This is a genomic window from Janthinobacterium sp. 344 (genome assembly GCF_900112025.1).
Taxonomy (GTDB): domain Bacteria; phylum Pseudomonadota; class Gammaproteobacteria; order Burkholderiales; family Burkholderiaceae_D; genus Janthinobacterium.
This window is the reverse complement of sequence record NZ_FOKL01000004.1, coordinates 1-16,924: the sequence shown is the minus strand read 5'-3', so window position 1 is coordinate 16,924 and position 16,924 is coordinate 1. Positions and strand designations below refer to the sequence as shown.

Below are 16,924 nucleotides of genomic sequence, written 5' to 3'. Positions count from 1 at the left end.
CTAGGCATTGTTGGCCTGCACGCCCACCCAGCCCCGCTTGATGGTCGTCATCAAGGTCGTCACTTCATCGATCAGGGTCGGGTCGAGCTTGATGCCGGCCGTGTACAGGCGCGCCACGCAATAGTCGTACAGGCGCGCCAGGTTGACCACCACTTCGCCGCCGTTGTCGAAATCGAGCGAGCTCGACAGGCCGTTGATGATCTGCGTGCATTTGTCCAGGCTGATCGCCTTCTGTTCGTAGCGCTTGCCCACGATATGCCCGCGCGCGCGCGCCAGTTCTTCCAGCAAGCCGTCCGTCAGGACCAGCACCAGTTCCACGGGCGAGGCGCGCGAGGTCTGGGCATCCAGGTTGACTGCATGGTAGTTGCCGTAAGCTTCATTGTTTAACATGTCTTGTTTCTCACTGTCAGAACTTGCGGCGGCGCGGCAGGCACGCTCGCCTTAGGATTTATCGTTGCCAAACATGGCGTCGAACATGTCGACGTTCTTGTTCATCTGTTCCTGCAGGATTTGCAGGCGCGTAAATTGGTCCAGGTAGCGCTTGTACGAGTTGTCATACTGCGTATTCAGGCGGTCCATGCTCTTGTTCAGGCTTTTCTGCAGCGTGTCCGTCGCTTCCAGGCGCTGCTTGATCTGGCCCTTGGTGACGTTGCTCCACTGGCCCAGCACCTTGTCCAGGCCGCCCAGCACGCCGGCCGGGGCCGACAGGCTGTTATTGCCGAATAACTGATCCAGGCCCGTCGGATTGGTCGCCAGCTTGGCCGTCAGCTTGGCGCTGTTCAGGCTGATCGTGCCGTCGCGCTGCGCCGTGATGCCGTACGACACCAGCGAATCGCCGCCTATGCTCAGGCGCAGGGCGTTGCCCATGCTGCTACGCAGCGCGTTCAAGCCCGAATCGTGGGCGAAGATGCCGGCGGCCACGCCCTTGGCCGGGTCGCCGGGGCTGGCCAGGCCATCGATCAGCGACTTCAGCTTGTTGTAGGCGTCGACGAAGGTCTGCACGTTGGCGATGGTGCCGGCGTTGTCGGTGGCGACCGTCAGCAGCACTGGCGCCTCGGCCGCCGACATGGCGCGCGTGAAGGTGATTTTCACGTCCTGCACGTTGGTGAAGGTGTTCGACGCCTGCGTGATTTTCGTGCCCGTATCCTTGTTGCCCAGCCAGACGATGGCGTCGTCCGCCTTGACGACTTCCTTGAAGTTGGCGGGCGCGATCAGCGCGCCCTTCAGCGCGACGTTGGCGACACCGCTGGCATCGAGCGTGGCGGCGTTGGCGATGCCCGTCACATTCGACGTCAGCACCAGCTGCGCTTCGTTGCCGATGGTAACGATGGAGGCCGTCACGCGCGAATTGTTCTTGCTGTTGCCATTGATGGCGGCAGCGATTTCCTGCGGCGTCAGCGTGCCATTGCCATCCTTGTCGGCGGCGGCCAGGTCGATGTCGAGCGTGTTGTCGCCCAAGCCATCGCCGATTTTCACTTTCAGGGTGCCCGTACCGTCAGCCGTCGCAACGCCGCTCAGGCCGCCGTATGACAGCTGGCTGGCCGTGGCCAGTTTTTCCACGAAAAAGCTGTATGTGCCGGGCGCGGCATTGATGCCGGCCGTCGCCGTGCCAAAGCCCGTGGCAGGGAAGGTGGCGGACTGGCTCAGCACGGATTTGCTGGTGGTCATGGCCGACATCGCCAGCTGGAAGGCGGAGATGGCCGACTTCATGTTGTTGAGTGCCGTGCTGGTATTGTTGGCCAGCGTATTTTTCGCCGTCAATGCTGCCTGCTGCGCCGCAATTTCCTTGGTGGCCAGGTTTTTTGCGGTGGTGATCGGATCGTAGACCGGTGAAGTAATTACGCTTGCCATGCCAGACTCCTGAATAAAGGGATATACCGGTACAAGGCGACCCCCATTCCCGTTTTGTGAAGTTTTCCTGAAAGAAACTTACACAAACATCATTTTACCTGCCCGCGGAACCAGAATTGGGTCGCCAGCTCGTCTTGCCGTTTGGCATCGGTACGTTGTTGCTCATTTGCAACATGTTTCTGTTTTTGCGTCAGCACCTGGTCCAGCACCTCGCGTTTCGCCCAGGCCGTATTCAGGGCGCGCTGCGAGATGGCCATGTTGGCCTCGTGCAAATGCAAGTCGGTACGGTGCTGGTCGGCCATCTGCATGACGGCCTGCTTGAAGTTGCCGCAGTTGACGGACAGGGCCAGCGGCAGGGCGCCACTGGGGCCGCTATCCGTGTACAGGCCCGTCAGGCGCTCCAGGTTTTTCTGGTAACGCTCGCGCACGGCCGTCTGCGCCGCCATTTCTCCTTGCAGGCGTTCCACTTCGGTGCTGCGCAGGCCGACCAGGGTGGTCAGATTGCGGATGGTATGCGCGTCGCTCACGTATGCTCCTAGGCCATGATCTGTTCAAGTTGTTCGATGCACGGCCCCATCGGCGCCTCTTCCTTGGTGCCCTGGCACAGGAAAGCTTCGATGGGGGTGTGCAGCTGCACGGCGCGGTCGGTGATCGGGTCGGCGCCGGGCACGTAGGCGCCCAGCGGGATCAGGTCGCGCACGCGCGCATGGCGCGCCATCGACGCCTTCAGCGCGCGCGCCGCCTGCATGTGGTTCGGCGTGATCACCTGCGCCATGCAGCGGCTGATCGAGGCGGCGATGTCGATGGCGGGGTAGTGACCCCGCTCGGCCAGCTCGCGCGTGAGCACGATGTGGCCGTCGAGAATCGCGCGCGCCGTGTCGACCACGGGATCCTGCTGGTCATCGCCTTCGGCCAGCACGGTGTAGATGGCGCTCATGCTGCCGTCGGGGTGGGCGCCGTTGCCGGCGCTTTCCACCAGCTGCGGCAGGTTCGAGAAGACGGACGGCGGATAGCCGCGCGTGGCGGGCGGCTCGCCCAGGGCCAGCGCGACTTCGCGCAAGGCCATGGCATAGCGCGTCAGCGAATCGACCAGCAGCAGCACGTGCTTGCCCTGGTCGCGGAAATGCGCGGCGATCGAATGGCACAGTTCTGTGGCCATGATGCGCATCAGCGGCGATTCATCGGCGGGGGCGATCACCAGCACGGCCTTTTTCAAGCCTTCGGCACCGAGCGACTTTTCGACGAATTCGCGCACCTCGCGGCCCCGCTCGCCGATCAGGCCGACGACGACGACATCGGCCACCGTCTGGCGCGTGATCAGTCCCAGCAGCACGCTCTTGCCCACGCCGGAACCGGCCATCAGGCCCACGCGCTGGCCCTTGCCCAGGGTCAGCATGCTGTTAATGGCGCGCACGCCCACGTCCAGCGGCTCGACCACCGGCTGTTTTTTCAGGGGATTGATTTTCGGCGGCGTCACTTCCAGGATGTGTTCGCCACCGAGGCGGCCCAGGTCGTCGATCGGTTCGCCCAGGCCATTGACCATGCGGCCCAGCCACGACGGGCCGATCTGCAGGCTGGCCTTGTCGGGCAGGGGCAGCACGCGTGCGCCCGTGGTCAGGCCCGTGGCCTTCTTGAACGGCATCAGGTAGGACAATTTTTCGCGGAAGCCGACCACTTGCGCATCGAGCCACTCGCCATTCACAGTTTCAATCTGACAACGCTGGCCCGTGTGCAGGCGGCAGCCGGCGCTTTCCAGCAGCAGGCCGGAGGCGCCGACCAGGCGGCCCGTCGGGGTCGCGACCGGGATATCGCCGATCTCGAAACTGCGCAGCGTGTCGGCGATCATGCAGGCGCGCCCTGGTCCGCGTGTTCGGCGGCCAGCGCCAGGTGGCTGCTGACCTGTTCCATGCAGGCCGACAGGCGCTGATGGCAGCCGGCGTCGACTTCATTGTCACCGGCCTTGATGCGGCATTCGCCCGCATCGAGCCTGGCATCGGCGATCAGGTTCCAGCGCTTGGCGCGCTTCGGATCGAGTTCGCTGATGCGTTTCAATTCCTCCGGATTGAGGAAGACGTCGATTTCCTCGCGCGTGGGCGGCATCGAGGCCAGGGTCTCGTCGACCAGGGCCAGCAATTGCACGGGCTGCAGCGCCAGTTCGGCGCGGATCACCTGGCGCGCCACCTTGGCCACCAGGTCGACCACTTCCTTGCGCTGCGCGGCGCGGTAGTCGGCGCGCACCTTTTTCAGGTCGCGCAAGATCGCGTCGACGGGGCGCGCCAGGCGGTCCAGCGCCACCAGGGTTTCATTGCGGCCTTCTTCGCGGCCTTGCGCCATGCCGTCGCTGCGTCCGCTGTCGTAGCCATCCTGCTGGCCTTGCACCAGGCCCACTTCATAGCCGTCGCGCTGGCCCTGCTCGAAACCTTCCGAGACGGACGCCTGCCACTGGCCGTCCGTATCCTCGTTCGAGGCGCGCTGGCCGGCGGCGATGAATTGCGACAAGGGCGGAAAACGATACGAGCGAAAGTGCTTCATTCAATCACCGCTTCGGCAAACAGTTGCACTTCGATCTCGCCCGCATCGGCGAGGCCCTTGACGGTGGCCATGATTTCCTGGCGCGTCTGTTCGATGCGCGACAGCGGCACGGGGCCGGAGCGGCGCATCATGTCTTCGAAGCTTTGCGCCTGGCGGCGCGGCATGGTTTTCAGCACGGCGTCGCGGATCGACGGTTCCGCGCCCTTCAGGGCGATGGCCCACTGTTCCATCGGCACGTCCTCCAGGATGCGCGTGAGCGTGACGTCGCTCTGCGTGGCGAGGATCAGGAAGTCGTACATGCTCAGTTCGATTTCCGACACCACTTCCGGATCGTGCGCGCGCAGCAGTTCGACCAGCGCGGCGCGGTTGCCCGGCATGCGGTTGAGGATCTCGGCGGCCTGGCGGATGCCTTCCACGCTGGTGCTTTGCGTGTCGAGCGTGCCCAGGCAGCGGCCCACCAGTTCGTCGAGCTCGACCAGCAGGTCGCGGTCGATCTCGTCCAGGCGGGCCAGGTTCAGCAAGACCAGGTCGCGGCCTTCGACGGGCAGGGCATCGAGGATCTGGCCGGCCAGCGCGGGCGGCAAGAAGGCCAGGAACACGGCCTGCATCTGCACGTGCTCGTTGACGATGTATTCGGCCAGCCATTTTGGCGAGGCCCACTGCAGGCGCGCCATCTTGGGACGGATGGCATCGCCGTAGATATTGTTCAGCACGCTGTTCGCGATATCGCTGCCCAGCGCCATGTCCAGCGAGCGCTTCAGATAGCTGCGCGAAGCGCCGTGCACGCCGCTTTGCTGGCGGTAGTCGTCAAAGAAGGTCTGCATGGCCGTTTTCACGGCCTCGACCTTGATGCCGCTCATGCGCGACATCACTTGCGTGACTTCGAGCAATTCTTCGCGCGACAGGCAGCGCAGCACGTTGGCTGCCTGCTCTTCGCCCATGCTCAGCAGCACGATGGCCGCCTGTTCCACGGGATTCAGGCTGACGCTCTCGATTTCTGCGTCGTCCGGGAGATTATTGTTGTTGAGTTCGGCCATTTTTCTGCATCCATTGTTTGACGACTTCGGCGACACGCTCGGGTTCTTTTTCCGCCAGTACTTTCAGGTGATCGACCATCACGTCGACCGCCGAGCCTGGTGGCGGCAAGTCATAGTTTTCCAGCAGCGGCACGACCGGCATGCTGCCGGACGCGGCCGCTTCGCCTTCCAGGGCCGGCACGCTGTTCAGGCCCAGGGCGGGGGCGCCAGCCACCGCCACGCCATTCGCGCCGGCGGCAGCGCCGCCGGCCAGTGCCAGGGCGGGATCGAGCTGTTTCAGGGCCGGCGGCGCCAGGCGCGACGTCAGCAGGCGCAGCAGCGGGCGCAGGATCAGGAAGTAGCCGAGGACGGCGCCCAGCGCGTACAGCAGCCAGCTGCTGAAGTCGACGACGGTATCGCGCTCTTCCCACCACTGCGCCACAGGCGGCTTGGCGGGGAAGGGCAGCGCCGTCAGGCTCAGGCTGTCGCCGCGCTGGACGTTGATGCCCAGGCCGCTGTTGAGCATTTTTTCAATATTGCCCAGTTCGGCGGGGGTCCAGCCCGTCTTCGGATTCGGTGCGGCGGCGCTGTTGAGGACCACGGCGACGCTGAGTTTTTCCAGGCGGCCACGGCTGCGCTTGATCTGCGTAATGCTGCGGTCGTAGGCGTACTGGCGCGTGGTGGCATTCTTGCGGGCCGTGCCGTCGTCGGCCGGTTTTGGCGCGCCATCGGCTGGCGCGGCGCCGGCGGCATCGGCCGGTGCCGGCACGGCGGCGGCCGGCGGACGGTTCGACAGGCTGCCGGGAACGCCGGCCACGGTGCGGTTGCGCTCCTGCTCTTCGCGCATCGCCTCGCTCGTCACTTTCGGGGCTTCGCCATATTTTTCCAGCGTCTCGTCCACGCGGTCGTTATTCACGGCGGCCGTCACGCTGAGCTTGAAGTTGTCTTCGCCGATGACGGGGCCGAGCAGGCCCGTGACGTTGCGGCGGATTTCATCCTGGAAGCGCTTGGCGCCTTCGTTGCCGGCGGCCGCGGCGTCGAAGCCATCCGTCAGGTCGATGTGCGAGGACAGCAGGTTGCCGCCCTGGTCGACCAGGCTCACGCGCGTGGGCGCCAGGCTGGCGACGCTGCCCGACACCATGTTGATGACGGCGGCGATCTGTTCCGGCGCCAGAGTGCGGCCCGGTTTCAGGGCCACGACGATGGAGGCGGACGACTTGTCGCCATCGCTGGCGACGAACGAGGTCGACTTGGCGATCGACAAATGGACGCGCGCCGAAGCGATCGCGTCCATCGTCATGATGCTTTGCGCCAGCTCGCCTTCCAGGCCGCGGCGGAAGCGCACGTCCTGCACGAATTGCGATACGCCCAGCGGGTCATTCTTGTCCATCAACTCCAGGCCGGCCGGCAGCTGCGCCGTCACGCCCTTCGAGGCCAGCAGCATGCGCACCTTGCCCAGCATGGCATCGGGCACCAGCACCTGGCCGCTGTCCGGATGCAGGCGGTAGGGGATGTGTTCGGCGTCCAGGGTCGCCATCATGTCCGTCACGGCCACCTTCTCGCGCGCGCCAAAGACCGGCTTGTAGTTGGCCTGGTCGCGCCAGAAATACATGGTCACCATGGCGGTGATGCCGATGGCCAGCACGACGATGGGGACCAGGTTCTTCAGCAGGGCGGGCGGGATGGTGGGCTGGGCACCAAGGCGCCAGCGCGCAAATGCGGACTTCATGGGGGTAATCACTTGGGGTAACTTTCGCTGGGAGGCTGGGCGTGGATCTGGGCGTGAATCTTACAGAGGTAGTTTGATGAGTTCGTCGACGGCGCCCATGACCTTGTTGCGCACTTGCATCAACATGGAGAAGGACAGGCTCGCTTCCTGGCTGGCCAGCATGGCGCCGACCAGGTCGTCGCTCTTGCCGCTGTCGACATCGCTCATTTTTTGCGCGGCCAGGCGGTCATCGTTGTTGACCTTGCCGACGGCGTCTTTCATGCTTTGCGCGAACGAGAAGCCCGACTGCTCCGGCGCGCCGAATTGGGCGGCAGGCATGATGCTGGCGCCCAGGGCGTGTGCGTCATTGGTCAGTGCTGCCAGATCGGCCTTGATCAGACCTGCGAGTTCATTGCTCATCTTGCCCTCTACTTTCAATATGCGGTGACGTATCAATCAGAAATACTGGTGTTGCCAGTCCAGTCCGGGCGTTTCCGCAGGACCCATCAGTTTTATCAGTTGCCACACCATCCGCATGAGCAGATCCAAGCACAGACTCAGCAAACCCACACCGAGGTGATTTACACGGCCATGACAACTCATATATAGCTGATAAAAGTTTCTACGGGTGGCAATGAGAGGAACTGAAAATTGCCATGAAAACCGGAATCAGGTAAGCGGAATGGCGCACTGCAAATCTAAATTTTGTCGCTATAAGCTTACCTCGCGGCAACTATAAAGTAAAGAGAGGATTGCCTCAAGGAATATTGATACATGGCAATATTTAGGTTTTTCATGTATTGTTCAGCACCGTAGTCATTTAGCATGCGATACGATGCGCAATCGTTTGCTCGTGTTGCCATCCGCAAGATCGAGATGATGCTGTATTTAATTTCGGGCGATCCGTATAATTTGTTCTGCCACCGCAATACCGACATGACCACTACATGACAACCATTACCAAGACAGATCAAACTGCGCGCCATCAAGTCCTGGATTCCTGTCTGCTCGGACGTCCTGTCCATTTGCTGCATGTATTCGGCGCCCAGCTGCGCGACGACCTGGCCGTGGCCCTGCGCCAGCCCATGAGTCGCCGCTACTGGGGTAATTTTCAGATCGACGCCGTGACCTTGTCGCGCGTCGAGAGCGAAGACAGCGCGAACCGCTGGCTGAGTTTCTCCACGCCCGCCGGCCAGGCCGGCTTTACCCTCGAACGCCAGATCCTGTTAAGCGTGCTGAACTATCGTTACGGTAGCGCCGGCGCGAAGGGCGTGCTGCCCGATCCGGCGCAGGTGCGCGTGACGGCCACGGAAGAACGCCTGGCTGTGGTGCTGGGACAACAACTGGTGTCCAGCCTGTTCGCCCGCATCGACAAGAACCTGCAGGCGCTGGGCAAGTCCAGCGCCATCGACCCCGGCGCCGAGCTGGCCGTGCAGTCGGGCGTGCACCCGGCGCGCGGCGGCTGGATCGTCACCGTGGCGCTCAGCGACGTCGAGGCGGGGCAGAGCGGTACCTTCTGGTTTTCGCTGGACAAGCGCCTGATGGCCGACGTGCTGCGCGGCCTGCTGCCCGAGCGCGCGCAAGCGAAAAAGGCCCTGCGCAGCGTGCGTCCGCTCGCTTCGCGCCTGCAGGTGACGCTGGAAGGCCGGCTCGTCAGCAAGCAGGTGCAGCTGGGCGCCTTGTTCGACCTGCGTGTGGGCGACGTGATTCCCGTCAGCCTGAGCCGCACCGATGTGATGCTCGATGATTCCCGTTTATTTACAGCAGCGGTTTCCGAACACAAGGGCAAGCTCTGTTTAACCTCATTTGAAGATGTCGAATAATATGAATATGACCGATACCAACCAGAGCGAAACCCTGCTGGAAGACCTGGGCGACGATATGATCATCGACCAGGGCGACGTCGCCGATGTCGCCAGCACCCGCGCGCGGCGCGACATTCCGCAAATGATGCGCAAGATTCCCGTGACCCTGACCCTGGAAGTGGGCTCGGCGCGCATTTCGCTGGAAGAGCTGATGGCCATCGGCCCGGAAAGCGTGATCGAACTCGACATGCTGGCCGGCGAACCGCTGGTGATCAAGGTCAATGGCACGCCGATCGGCCGCGCCGAAGTGGTGGTGGCGGGCGAGAACTATGGTCTGAAAGTCATCGACCTCGACGGCCTCAATCTCGACCTGATGACAGCATGAAGCTGGCGGTACCCGGTGTGACCCGGCGCCATGGCCCGCTGGTGGTGGCGCTCGCCGTGCCCGTGCTGATGCTGTGCTGCAGCGCCGCCGGCGCGCAGGATCTGTTGTCCGGCGTGGTGCCGGGCGCGAAGACCGACCTGTCGGTGAAGATGCAGATCCTCGTCGTCATGACCCTGCTCGGGCTGCTGCCCGTGATGGTCATGATGATGACCAGCTTTACCCGCTTCGTCATCGTGCTGTCCCTGCTGCGCCAGGCCCTGGGCCTGCAGCAGGGCTTGCCCAACCGTATCGTCACCGGCATCGCCCTGATCCTGACCCTGCTGGTCATGCGTCCCATCGGCGACCAGGTGTGGAAGGAAGCGTTCGTGCCCTACGACCGCGACCAGATCGGCATGCAGGAAGCGCTGAAGATCGCCGAAGTGCCGATTTCGCGCTTCATGCTGGCGCAGACGAGCAAGGCCGCGCTGGCGCAGATCGCCCACCTGGCGGGCGAACCGTCCACCATGCGCCCGCAAGACCACAGCTTCACGGTCAAGCTGGCCGCCTTTGTGTTGTCCGAACTCAAGACGGCGTTCCAGATCGGCTGCATGCTGTTCATTCCGTTTCTGATCATCGATCTGGTGGTGGCCTCCGTGCTGATGGCCATGGGCATGATGATGCTGTCGCCGCTGGTGATCTCATTGCCGTTCAAGCTGCTGCTGTTCGTCCTCGTCGACGGCTGGACCCTGACCGTCAACACCCTCGTTACCAGCATACAGGGCTATTGATCCATGTTTACCCCTGAAGTTGCCGTCGACCTGATCATCGAAGCGCTGCATATCGTCATGCTGCTGGTGGTGATCCTGGTCGTGCCGGGCCTGCTCATGGGCCTGGTGGTGGCGCTGGTGCAGGCCGCCACGTCGATCAACGAGCAGACCCTGAGCTTCCTGCCGCGCCTGCTGATCACCTTGCTGGCCCTGATCCTGGCCGGGCGCTGGATGTCGGGCTACCTGATGGATTATTGCGTTTCCATTTTTCAGCGCGCGGCCACCCTGGTCGGATAGCGCGGCGCGTCCATGGATCAGATTTTCAATCAGGTGCTGCCGTTTCTGCTGGCCGTGTGGTGGCCGTTCTGCCGCATCCTGGCCATGCTCAGCGCCTCGCCCGTGGTGGGCGACGCCATGGTGCCCACGCCCGTGCGCGTGCTGCTGTCGCTGGTGCTGGCCATCCTGATGCTGCCCGTCATGCAAGCGTCGGGCGCCTCGCGCGAGCTGTTGAACATCGATCCGTTTTCGCTGCACGCCATCGTCGCCACCCTGGAGCAGGCCGTCATCGGCTTCATCCTGGGCCTGGCGTTCCACTTCGCCATGTCGGTGATGTCGGTACTCGGCTACCTGGTCTCGAGCCAGGTGGGCTTTTCCATGGCCGTCATGAATGACCCGCTGAACGGCACCTCGTCGGACGTGATCACGGGCATGCTGACCATCATGTGCATGATCGTTTTTTTCGCCATCGACGGCCACCTGGTGCTGACGGGCGTGATCGGCGCCAGTTTCACGGCCTGGCCCGTGGGCCAGGGCTACGGCCCGCTGCTGCTGCAGACGGTGGCCTACAACGTGGCGTGGATCTTCGCCGCCGCCATGCTGCTGGCCTTGCCGATCGTCTTTTCCACCATGGTGGTGCAGCTGGGCTTTGGCTTCCTGAACCGCGTGGCGCCATCGCTGAACCTGTTTTCGCTGGGGTTTTCCATGATCACCCTGTTCGGCCTGGTGATGCTGGCGCAGATCGTGCGCTATGTGCCGGAACACTATGTGGCCATGACCAACCGCGTGCTCGACATGATCGCCGAACAGATGCGGGTGGCCCATGGATAGCGCACGTGTCAACACGCTACTGCGCAGTCCACTTCCGGGCATCCGTTGCTCGCCGTACCTGCGTACAGCTGCGCCACTCAACCCGGCCTTGAACCTGCTCGCTACGCTTGCAGGGCACGTGCGGAAAGGTGGGGCGCATGGCCGATAGCAGCACGGGCGACAAGACCGAAAAGGCGTCAGCGCAGAAGCTGAAGAAGTCGCGCCAGGAAGGGCAGGTGGTGCGTTCGCGCGACCTGTCGACGGCGCTGGGCATCCTCATCAGCATGAAGGTGTTCATCTATTTGCTGCCCGGCTATCTGGACACTTTTCGCGCCTTGTTCGCCATGGCCTTCATGCCGCTCGATAGCAAGGGCGCGCTGGACAATGCCATGTCGATGGCGTTTACCACCTCCGTGGGCTTGCTGATCAAGATGATCGTGCCGCTGTTTTGCGTGCCGCTGTTCGTGGTGCTCGGTTCGCTGATCCCCGGCGGCTGGGTCATCACCACGAAGAACTGGATGCCGAAGATGGAGCGCCTGAGCCCGGCCAAGAACCTGGGCCGCCTGATCACGCCCAAGCATGGTTTTGAATTCGGCCTGTCCATTGCCAAGGCCGCCGTGCTGGGCCTGGTGCTGGTGCATGTCAGCCGCTCCAGCCTGGCGCACTACGTGGATTTGCAGCACCGCCCGCTGACCCAGGCCATGCTCGATGGTTCCGCGCTGATGGTCGATGGCTTGATGGCGCTCATTTCCGTCTTCGTGCTGTTTGCCATCATCGACGTGCCGGCGCAGGCGTTTTTCTTTGCCCGCAACCAGCGCATGAGCAAGCAGGATGTCAAGGAAGAGCACAAGACCAGCGAAGGCCGGCCGGAAGTACGCCAGCGCATCCGCCAGCTGCAGCAGCAGATCGGCCGGCGCAGCGTGCGCAAGACGGTGCCGGACGCCGACGTGGTGATCGTCAATCCCGAGCATTATGCCGTGGCATTGAAGTATGACCAGGACCGCGCCGAGGCGCCGTTTGTCGTGGCCAAAGGCGTCGACGAGATGGCGCTGTATATCCGCCAGGTGGCGAAGGAGCACCATATCGAGACGCTGGAGCTGCCGCCGCTGGCGCGCGCCATCTACAACACCAGCCAGGTACAGCAGCAGATACCGGTGCAGTTGTACCAGGCCGTGTCGCAGGTGCTCAATTACATCTTGCAGCTGAAAGCATTCCGTTCTGGGCAGCGTGCCGCCCAGCCCCCATTTCCCACCGAGGTGGTCGTGCCATCTCATTTGAGCGAGGTAGTACCTTCATGAATTTCCTGAACCGGTTGGTTGCCGAAATGCGCCGCCACAAGTTCGCCACGCCGCTGTTCCTGCTGGTGATCCTGGCGATGATCATCCTGCCGCTGCCGCCCGTGCTGCTCGATATCCTGTTCACGTTCAATATCGTGCTGGCTCTGATCGTCATCCTCGTCAGCGTCTCGGCCAAACGGCCGCTCGATTTCTCCGTCTTCCCGACGGTGATCCTGGCCACCACCATGCTCAGGCTGACCCTCAACGTGGCCTCCACGCGCGTGGTGCTGCTGCACGGCCATACGGGTGCGGACGCGGCCGGTAAAGTCATCGAGGCGTTTGGTAACGTGGTCATCGGCGGCAACTTCGTCGTCGGTATCGTGGTCTTCGTGATCTTGATGATCATCAACTTCGCCGTCGTCACCAAGGGCGCCGAGCGCATTTCGGAAGTGTCCGCGCGCTTTACGCTCGATGCCTTGCCGGGCAAGCAGATGGCGATTGACGCCGACCTGAACGCCGGCCTGATCAACCAGGAAAAAGCCCAGATCCGCCGCAAGGACGTGGCCGCCGAAGCGGATTTCTACGGCGCCATGGACGGCGCGTCGAAGTTCGTGCGCGGCGACGCCGTCGCCAGTATCCTGATTTTGATCATCAACATGGTCGGCGGCGTGGCCATCGGCTCGCTGATGCACGACCTGTCGTTCGGCGATGCTTTCCGCCAGTACGCACTGCTGACCATCGGTGATGGCCTGGTGGCGCAGATTCCGGCGCTGCTGCTGTCGGCCGCCGCCGCCATCCTGGTGACCCGCATCAGCGATTCGGGCGATTTCGAACAGCAGGTGGCGGGCCAGGTACTGACCTCGCCGACGGTGATCTTCAGCGCGGCCGGCATGATGGTGGCGCTGGCCCTGATCCCGGGCATGCCATGGTTCATGTTCATGACCTTCGCCGCCGTGCTGGCCTTTGTTGCATGGCGCCTCACCAAGCGCGTGAAAGGGCCCGACGCGGCCGGCATGGCGGCCATCGAGGCGGCCCTGCGCGACGACAAGCCCGCCGAACTGGAATGGCAGCAATTGCCCGCCGTGCAACCCCTGATGGTGATGCTGGGCTACAAGCTGGTCGGCATGGTGGACAAGACCCAGGGCGAACCCCTGAACAAGCGTGTCAAGGGCGTGCGCCAGAGCCTGTCAGAATCGATGGGCCTGCTGCTGCCGAATATCGGCGTGCGCGACGACCTGGCATTGAAACCATCGCAATACGCGATCGTGCTGTCCGGCACCGTGGTGGCGCAGGCGGAAGTGCAGGCCGACCGCCTGATGGCGATTCCGTCGCCGAACGTGTATGGCCAGCTGGACGGCATTCCCGGCATCGAGCCGGCCTATGGCATGCCCGTCACGTGGATCGAACCGGGCGACAAGGCGCATGCGCTGGGCCTGGGCTACCAGGTCATCGAGGCGCCCAGCGTGATCGCCACGCACTTGTCGAAGATGATACGCGAGTACCTGCCGGAACTGTTCCGCCACGAAGATGTCACCAACATGATGGAACGCCTGACGGCGCTGTCGCCGAAACTGGCCGGTGCGCTGGACAAGGCGCTGACGCACACGCAGATGCTGCGCGTATTCCGTGTCTTGCTGGCAGAAAACGTGTCCTTGAAGGATATCGTGCCCATCGCCACCACCTTGCTCGACAGCTCGGAAACGACCAAGGACCCGATTCTGCTGGCGGCCGAAGTGCGCTGCGCGCTGCGGCGCCAGATCGTCAGCGGCCTGTTTGGCCAGAAGATGGAAATGCAGGCGTTCAACCTGGGCGGCGAGCTGGAAAACATGCTGCTCGGTTCCTTGAACCAGGCGCGCCAGTCGGGCAAGGTGACCTTGGATAATTATCCGATCGATCCGCACCTGCTGTCGCAGCTGCAAGTGAACATGCCGGTGGCGCGCGAGCAGATGAAGCAGCAGGCCACGCCGCCGCTGCTGCTGGTGCTGCCGCAGATCCGTCCGCTGCTGGCCCGCTATGCGCGCCTGTTCGCGCCGGGCCTGCATGTGCTGTCGTATAACGAGATTCCGGAAAACCGCGAAGTGAGCATCATCGGCACGGTGGGTTGACGGTCAAAAAAACGGCGCTGCGGGCGCCGTTTTTTTTATGTTGCAATCATTCTGATTGCCTCAATCCTGCTCGTCGATGGGCGGCAGCAAGTCGTGCTCCTGGCCATCGGCCAGCAGCAGCACGGTGGTGCCTGACAATGGCTCGTCTGCGGCATCGCCATCGTCGTAACCGAGCGGCGCCGCCACTTCCTTGGAAACAAACACCTCTTCCTCCGGCGCGCTGGGGGCGGCCGGCGCGGCGGCCTCGGGATCGGCGGCCGCTTCCGCTTCCGGCTGTGTCAGCAGCAGCGCCACTTCGGCAATGGCACGGAACAGGGGCAGCGACAGCGCGGCGGCGCCCGCCTGCATCGGGTAGTTGCCGTGCACGCGCTGCGCGTGCAACTGGCGGTTCAGGCGGCAGCGCACCACGCGCAGGCCGGCGCGGCGCACGGCGTCGGCGATCCCGGGCAGGGCCTGGCGCAGGTGGTGCAGGGCCGATTCCGCCTCGGCGGCCAGTTCCAGCAGCACGCCGTCGCCGGCCGGTTCCATCTGGATCACCACCCGGCCGATGCCGGCAATCAGCAGTTCGACGCGCAGCGCCACCTTGCCGCGCCGCCTCGGTGTTGTCTCTTCGTCTTCGTCGCTGGCCAGCACGCGCAGCAGCAGGCGTTGGCCGCCCCAGCCGTACACGGCAAAGCGCCACGCTTCGCTGTCGACCGTCAATGGCGGACGCGGACCTTCGCGCAGCAGGGCCGGCTGCTGGTCGGCCATGAACAGGTTGCCCGGCACGTGCTGGCCGCGCGCCTGTTCCTGCAGGGCGGCGTATTGTTCGCCATACGTCTTGACCATCACGCGCCACGAGGCGGCCAGCTGCGCCGCGTCGGGCGGCTGCCAGACGAGCTGGCGCGTGAAGAACAGCTGATTGACCTGCATGGCGCTGCTGTCGCGCGGCGTGGCGCCGGCGCCGTCCCCGTTGGGCTTGATCAGGGACGCCAGGCTGTCCTGGCCCGTTTGCTGCAGCTGGGCGGGCAGGGTGCCGGCGTCGGGCGCGGGCGCCATGTAGGGCCCGACGGGCACCAGCGGCTGCACCACGCCCGGCACCATCGGCGTGGCCGGGCTGACGTCGAAGCGCTGCGTAATCAGGGGAACCGGGTTGCCGGAGGAAATGCGGTCTATCGCCATGCCACTGCTTCCAGATCAAAGTCCATCAAAAAGGCCGCCAGCCCTGGCTGCGCAAAGCATCATGGCTGCAACAGCGACAATATCATTTTCTGCATGCTCTGGCTTTGCTTGAGCATGGCCGTGCTGGCCTGCAGCAGCATTTGCGCCGATGCCATGTTGGCGCTTTCCGCCGCGTAATCGACATCCATGATGCGCCCGATGGCGGCCTTGGTATTGGTGACCATGTTGGCCAGGTTGCTGTTGATGTGCTCGAGTCGGTTGGCGGTGGCGCCCAGGGCCGAGCGCACGCCGCCCACCTGGTCGAGCGCCGTGGCCAGCAAATCGATCATGCTGTTGGCGCTGCTGTTGGTGCCGATCTCGCTGCCGGCCGTGCCGGCTGGCGCAAAATTGGCCGAGATGGTTTTCAGTAGCGTGTCCAGGCTGTTCATCTTGCCCGATACGTCGAATTGCATGGTTTCGCTGCTGCTGGCGCCAATCTGGAAGGTCATCGCCTGCGACAGCGTCCCCTTGCCGGCACTGCCGTTGCCCAGCAACAGGCTGCCACCATACGTGGTGTTGGTCAGCACGTTGTACAGTTCCTGGCCCAGCGCATCGTACTCGGCCTGCAGGGCGTCACGGTCGAGCTGGTTGGCGGAGGCGTCCGCCGCCTGCGTGGCCATGTCCTTCATGCGCATCAGCATGTCGGTGACTTCGCCAAACGCGCCTTCGGCCGTCTGCAGCATCGAGGTGCTGTTTTGCGTGTTGCGCATGGCCACCGTCATGCCGCTCACTTGCGCGCTCAGGCGCGTGGCGATCTGCAGCCCCGCCGCGTCATCCATGGCCGAATTGATGCGGTAGCCTGTGCTCAGGCGCAACATCGACGTCGACAGCCGGCTTTGCGCGCTCGACGCGGCGCTTTGGGCATACAGTGCGGCGATATTGGTGTGAATGCTCAGCACGTGGCGACTTTCGTGAGTGGTTCAATGGCGTTCTATCTTGTATAGGCGACCATCCCAGCAACATTGTTAAGTGCGATGTAAATATAGTTAAATTTGTATGTCTTTTGCGAAAAAAAAGCCAGACCGCGGTCTGGCTTGATATTGCTGGCCGCAAAGGCCAGGCAAAGATTATTGCAGCAAGGACATGACCATCGAGGACATGCTGTTGCTTTGTTTCAACATCGCGGTGCCGGCTTGCAGCAGCATTTGCGACGACGTCATGTTCGAGCTTTCGGTGGCGAAATCGACGTCCATGATGCGGCCGGTCGCGGCCT

Annotated in this window: 18 protein-coding genes; 7 read left to right on the top strand and 11 right to left on the bottom strand. The window is 63.4% G+C overall.

Annotated features, from left to right (window positions below; all coding sequences use genetic code 11):
- The 8 genes from fliS to BM193_RS12380 form a co-directional block, all read right to left on the bottom strand.
- Positions 1-390 (bottom strand): flagellar export chaperone FliS, encoded by a 390-nt coding sequence (gene fliS, locus BM193_RS12415; protein WP_092802392.1) that lies wholly within the window; start codon positions 388-390, stop codon positions 1-3.
- Between the two features lie 51 nt (positions 391-441).
- Positions 442-1,851: a flagellar filament capping protein FliD gene (gene fliD / locus BM193_RS12410; protein ID WP_092802395.1), complete on the bottom strand. Its 1,410-nt coding sequence runs from the start codon at positions 1,849-1,851 to the stop codon at positions 442-444.
- 89 nt (positions 1,852-1,940) lie between these two features.
- Complete coding sequence (gene fliJ, locus BM193_RS12405; protein WP_092802398.1) at positions 1,941-2,378, bottom strand: flagellar export protein FliJ; 438 nt, start codon at positions 2,376-2,378, stop codon at positions 1,941-1,943.
- Positions 2,379-2,386: 8 nt separating this feature from the next.
- Entirely contained in the window at positions 2,387-3,697 is a 1,311-nt protein-coding gene (gene fliI / locus BM193_RS12400; RefSeq protein WP_092802401.1) for a flagellar protein export ATPase FliI, read from the bottom strand.
- Positions 3,694-4,383: a flagellar assembly protein FliH gene (gene fliH / locus BM193_RS12395; protein ID WP_092802404.1), complete on the bottom strand. Its 690-nt coding sequence runs from the start codon at positions 4,381-4,383 to the stop codon at positions 3,694-3,696. The genes fliI and fliH overlap by 4 nt, the downstream gene beginning before the upstream one ends.
- Entirely contained in the window at positions 4,380-5,420 is a 1,041-nt protein-coding gene (locus tag BM193_RS12390; protein WP_092802407.1) for a flagellar motor switch protein FliG, read from the bottom strand. Before BM193_RS12390 ends, fliH begins: the two co-directional genes overlap by 4 nt.
- Entirely contained in the window at positions 5,398-7,128 is a 1,731-nt protein-coding gene (gene fliF / locus BM193_RS12385) for a flagellar basal-body MS-ring/collar protein FliF (RefSeq protein WP_092802411.1), read from the bottom strand. Before fliF ends, BM193_RS12390 begins: the two co-directional genes overlap by 23 nt.
- 60 nt (positions 7,129-7,188) lie before the next feature.
- Complete coding sequence (locus tag BM193_RS12380; protein ID WP_092802415.1) at positions 7,189-7,527, bottom strand: flagellar hook-basal body complex protein FliE; 339 nt, start codon at positions 7,525-7,527, stop codon at positions 7,189-7,191.
- Positions 7,528-8,132: 605 nt separating this feature from the next.
- Between BM193_RS12380 and BM193_RS12370 the strand changes: the two genes are divergently transcribed.
- The 7 genes from BM193_RS12370 (at position 8,133) to BM193_RS12340 (ending at position 14,511) form a co-directional block, all read left to right on the top strand.
- Positions 8,133-8,930: a FliM/FliN family flagellar motor switch protein gene (locus tag BM193_RS12370; RefSeq protein WP_092802421.1), complete on the top strand. Its 798-nt coding sequence runs from the start codon at positions 8,133-8,135 to the stop codon at positions 8,928-8,930.
- Between the two features lies 1 nt (position 8,931).
- The gene (locus BM193_RS12365; protein WP_070220030.1) at positions 8,932-9,297 is read left to right on the top strand and encodes a FliM/FliN family flagellar motor switch protein; all 366 of its coding nucleotides are present in this window, start codon (positions 8,932-8,934) and stop codon (positions 9,295-9,297) included.
- The gene (gene fliP / locus BM193_RS12360) at positions 9,294-10,064 is read left to right on the top strand and encodes a flagellar type III secretion system pore protein FliP (RefSeq protein WP_092802425.1); all 771 of its coding nucleotides are present in this window, start codon (positions 9,294-9,296) and stop codon (positions 10,062-10,064) included. The genes BM193_RS12365 and fliP overlap by 4 nt, the downstream gene beginning before the upstream one ends.
- A 3-nt stretch (positions 10,065-10,067) precedes the next feature.
- Complete coding sequence (locus tag BM193_RS12355; RefSeq protein ID WP_092802428.1) at positions 10,068-10,340, top strand: flagellar biosynthetic protein FliQ; 273 nt, start codon at positions 10,068-10,070, stop codon at positions 10,338-10,340.
- Between the two features lie 12 nt (positions 10,341-10,352).
- Positions 10,353-11,150: a flagellar biosynthetic protein FliR gene (locus BM193_RS12350; protein WP_092802431.1), complete on the top strand. Its 798-nt coding sequence runs from the start codon at positions 10,353-10,355 to the stop codon at positions 11,148-11,150.
- Between the two features lie 137 nt (positions 11,151-11,287).
- Complete coding sequence (locus BM193_RS12345) at positions 11,288-12,427, top strand: EscU/YscU/HrcU family type III secretion system export apparatus switch protein (protein WP_092802434.1); 1,140 nt, start codon at positions 11,288-11,290, stop codon at positions 12,425-12,427.
- Positions 12,424-14,511 carry a flagellar biosynthesis protein FlhA gene (locus tag BM193_RS12340; protein WP_092802437.1) on the top strand — a complete coding sequence of 696 codons (2,088 nt, stop codon included), beginning with the start codon at positions 12,424-12,426 and terminating at the stop codon, positions 14,509-14,511. Before BM193_RS12345 ends, BM193_RS12340 begins: the two co-directional genes overlap by 4 nt.
- A gap of 60 nt (positions 14,512-14,571) precedes the next feature.
- Here BM193_RS12340 and BM193_RS12335 read toward each other — a convergent pair whose 3' ends face one another.
- The 3 genes from BM193_RS12335 to BM193_RS12325 all read right to left on the bottom strand — a co-directional run.
- Entirely contained in the window at positions 14,572-15,672 is a 1,101-nt protein-coding gene (locus tag BM193_RS12335) for a hypothetical protein (protein WP_175533264.1), read from the bottom strand.
- A gap of 59 nt (positions 15,673-15,731) precedes the next feature.
- Positions 15,732-16,610: a flagellin N-terminal helical domain-containing protein gene (locus BM193_RS12330; protein WP_092802440.1), complete on the bottom strand. Its 879-nt coding sequence runs from the start codon at positions 16,608-16,610 to the stop codon at positions 15,732-15,734.
- A 168-nt stretch (positions 16,611-16,778) separates the two neighbouring features.
- On the bottom strand, positions 16,779-16,924 hold a 146-nt coding region (locus tag BM193_RS12325), incomplete at its 5' end, for a flagellin (protein ID WP_254786148.1).

Coding starts and splice junctions, on each gene's coding strand:
- BM193_RS12345 (WP_092802434.1), top strand. CDS start 11,288: ATGGCCGATAGCAGCACGGGCGACAAGACCGAAAAGGCGTCAGCGCAG.
- BM193_RS12335 (WP_175533264.1), bottom strand. CDS start 15,672: ATGGCGATAGACCGCATTTCCTCCGGCAACCCGGTTCCCCTGATTACG.
- BM193_RS12355 (WP_092802428.1), top strand. CDS start 10,068: ATGTTTACCCCTGAAGTTGCCGTCGACCTGATCATCGAAGCGCTGCAT.
- fliF (WP_092802411.1), bottom strand. CDS start 7,128: ATGAAGTCCGCATTTGCGCGCTGGCGCCTTGGTGCCCAGCCCACCATC.
- fliI (WP_092802401.1), bottom strand. CDS start 3,697: ATGATCGCCGACACGCTGCGCAGTTTCGAGATCGGCGATATCCCGGTC.
- fliP (WP_092802425.1), top strand. CDS start 9,294: ATGAAGCTGGCGGTACCCGGTGTGACCCGGCGCCATGGCCCGCTGGTG.
- fliH (WP_092802404.1), bottom strand. CDS start 4,383: ATGAAGCACTTTCGCTCGTATCGTTTTCCGCCCTTGTCGCAATTCATC.
- BM193_RS12365 (WP_070220030.1), top strand. CDS start 8,932: ATGAATATGACCGATACCAACCAGAGCGAAACCCTGCTGGAAGACCTG.
- BM193_RS12350 (WP_092802431.1), top strand. CDS start 10,353: ATGGATCAGATTTTCAATCAGGTGCTGCCGTTTCTGCTGGCCGTGTGG.
- fliS (WP_092802392.1), bottom strand. CDS start 390: ATGTTAAACAATGAAGCTTACGGCAACTACCATGCAGTCAACCTGGAT.
- BM193_RS12390 (WP_092802407.1), bottom strand. CDS start 5,420: ATGGCCGAACTCAACAACAATAATCTCCCGGACGACGCAGAAATCGAG.
- BM193_RS12380 (WP_092802415.1), bottom strand. CDS start 7,527: ATGAGCAATGAACTCGCAGGTCTGATCAAGGCCGATCTGGCAGCACTG.
- BM193_RS12340 (WP_092802437.1), top strand. CDS start 12,424: ATGAATTTCCTGAACCGGTTGGTTGCCGAAATGCGCCGCCACAAGTTC.
- fliD (WP_092802395.1), bottom strand. CDS start 1,851: ATGGCAAGCGTAATTACTTCACCGGTCTACGATCCGATCACCACCGCA.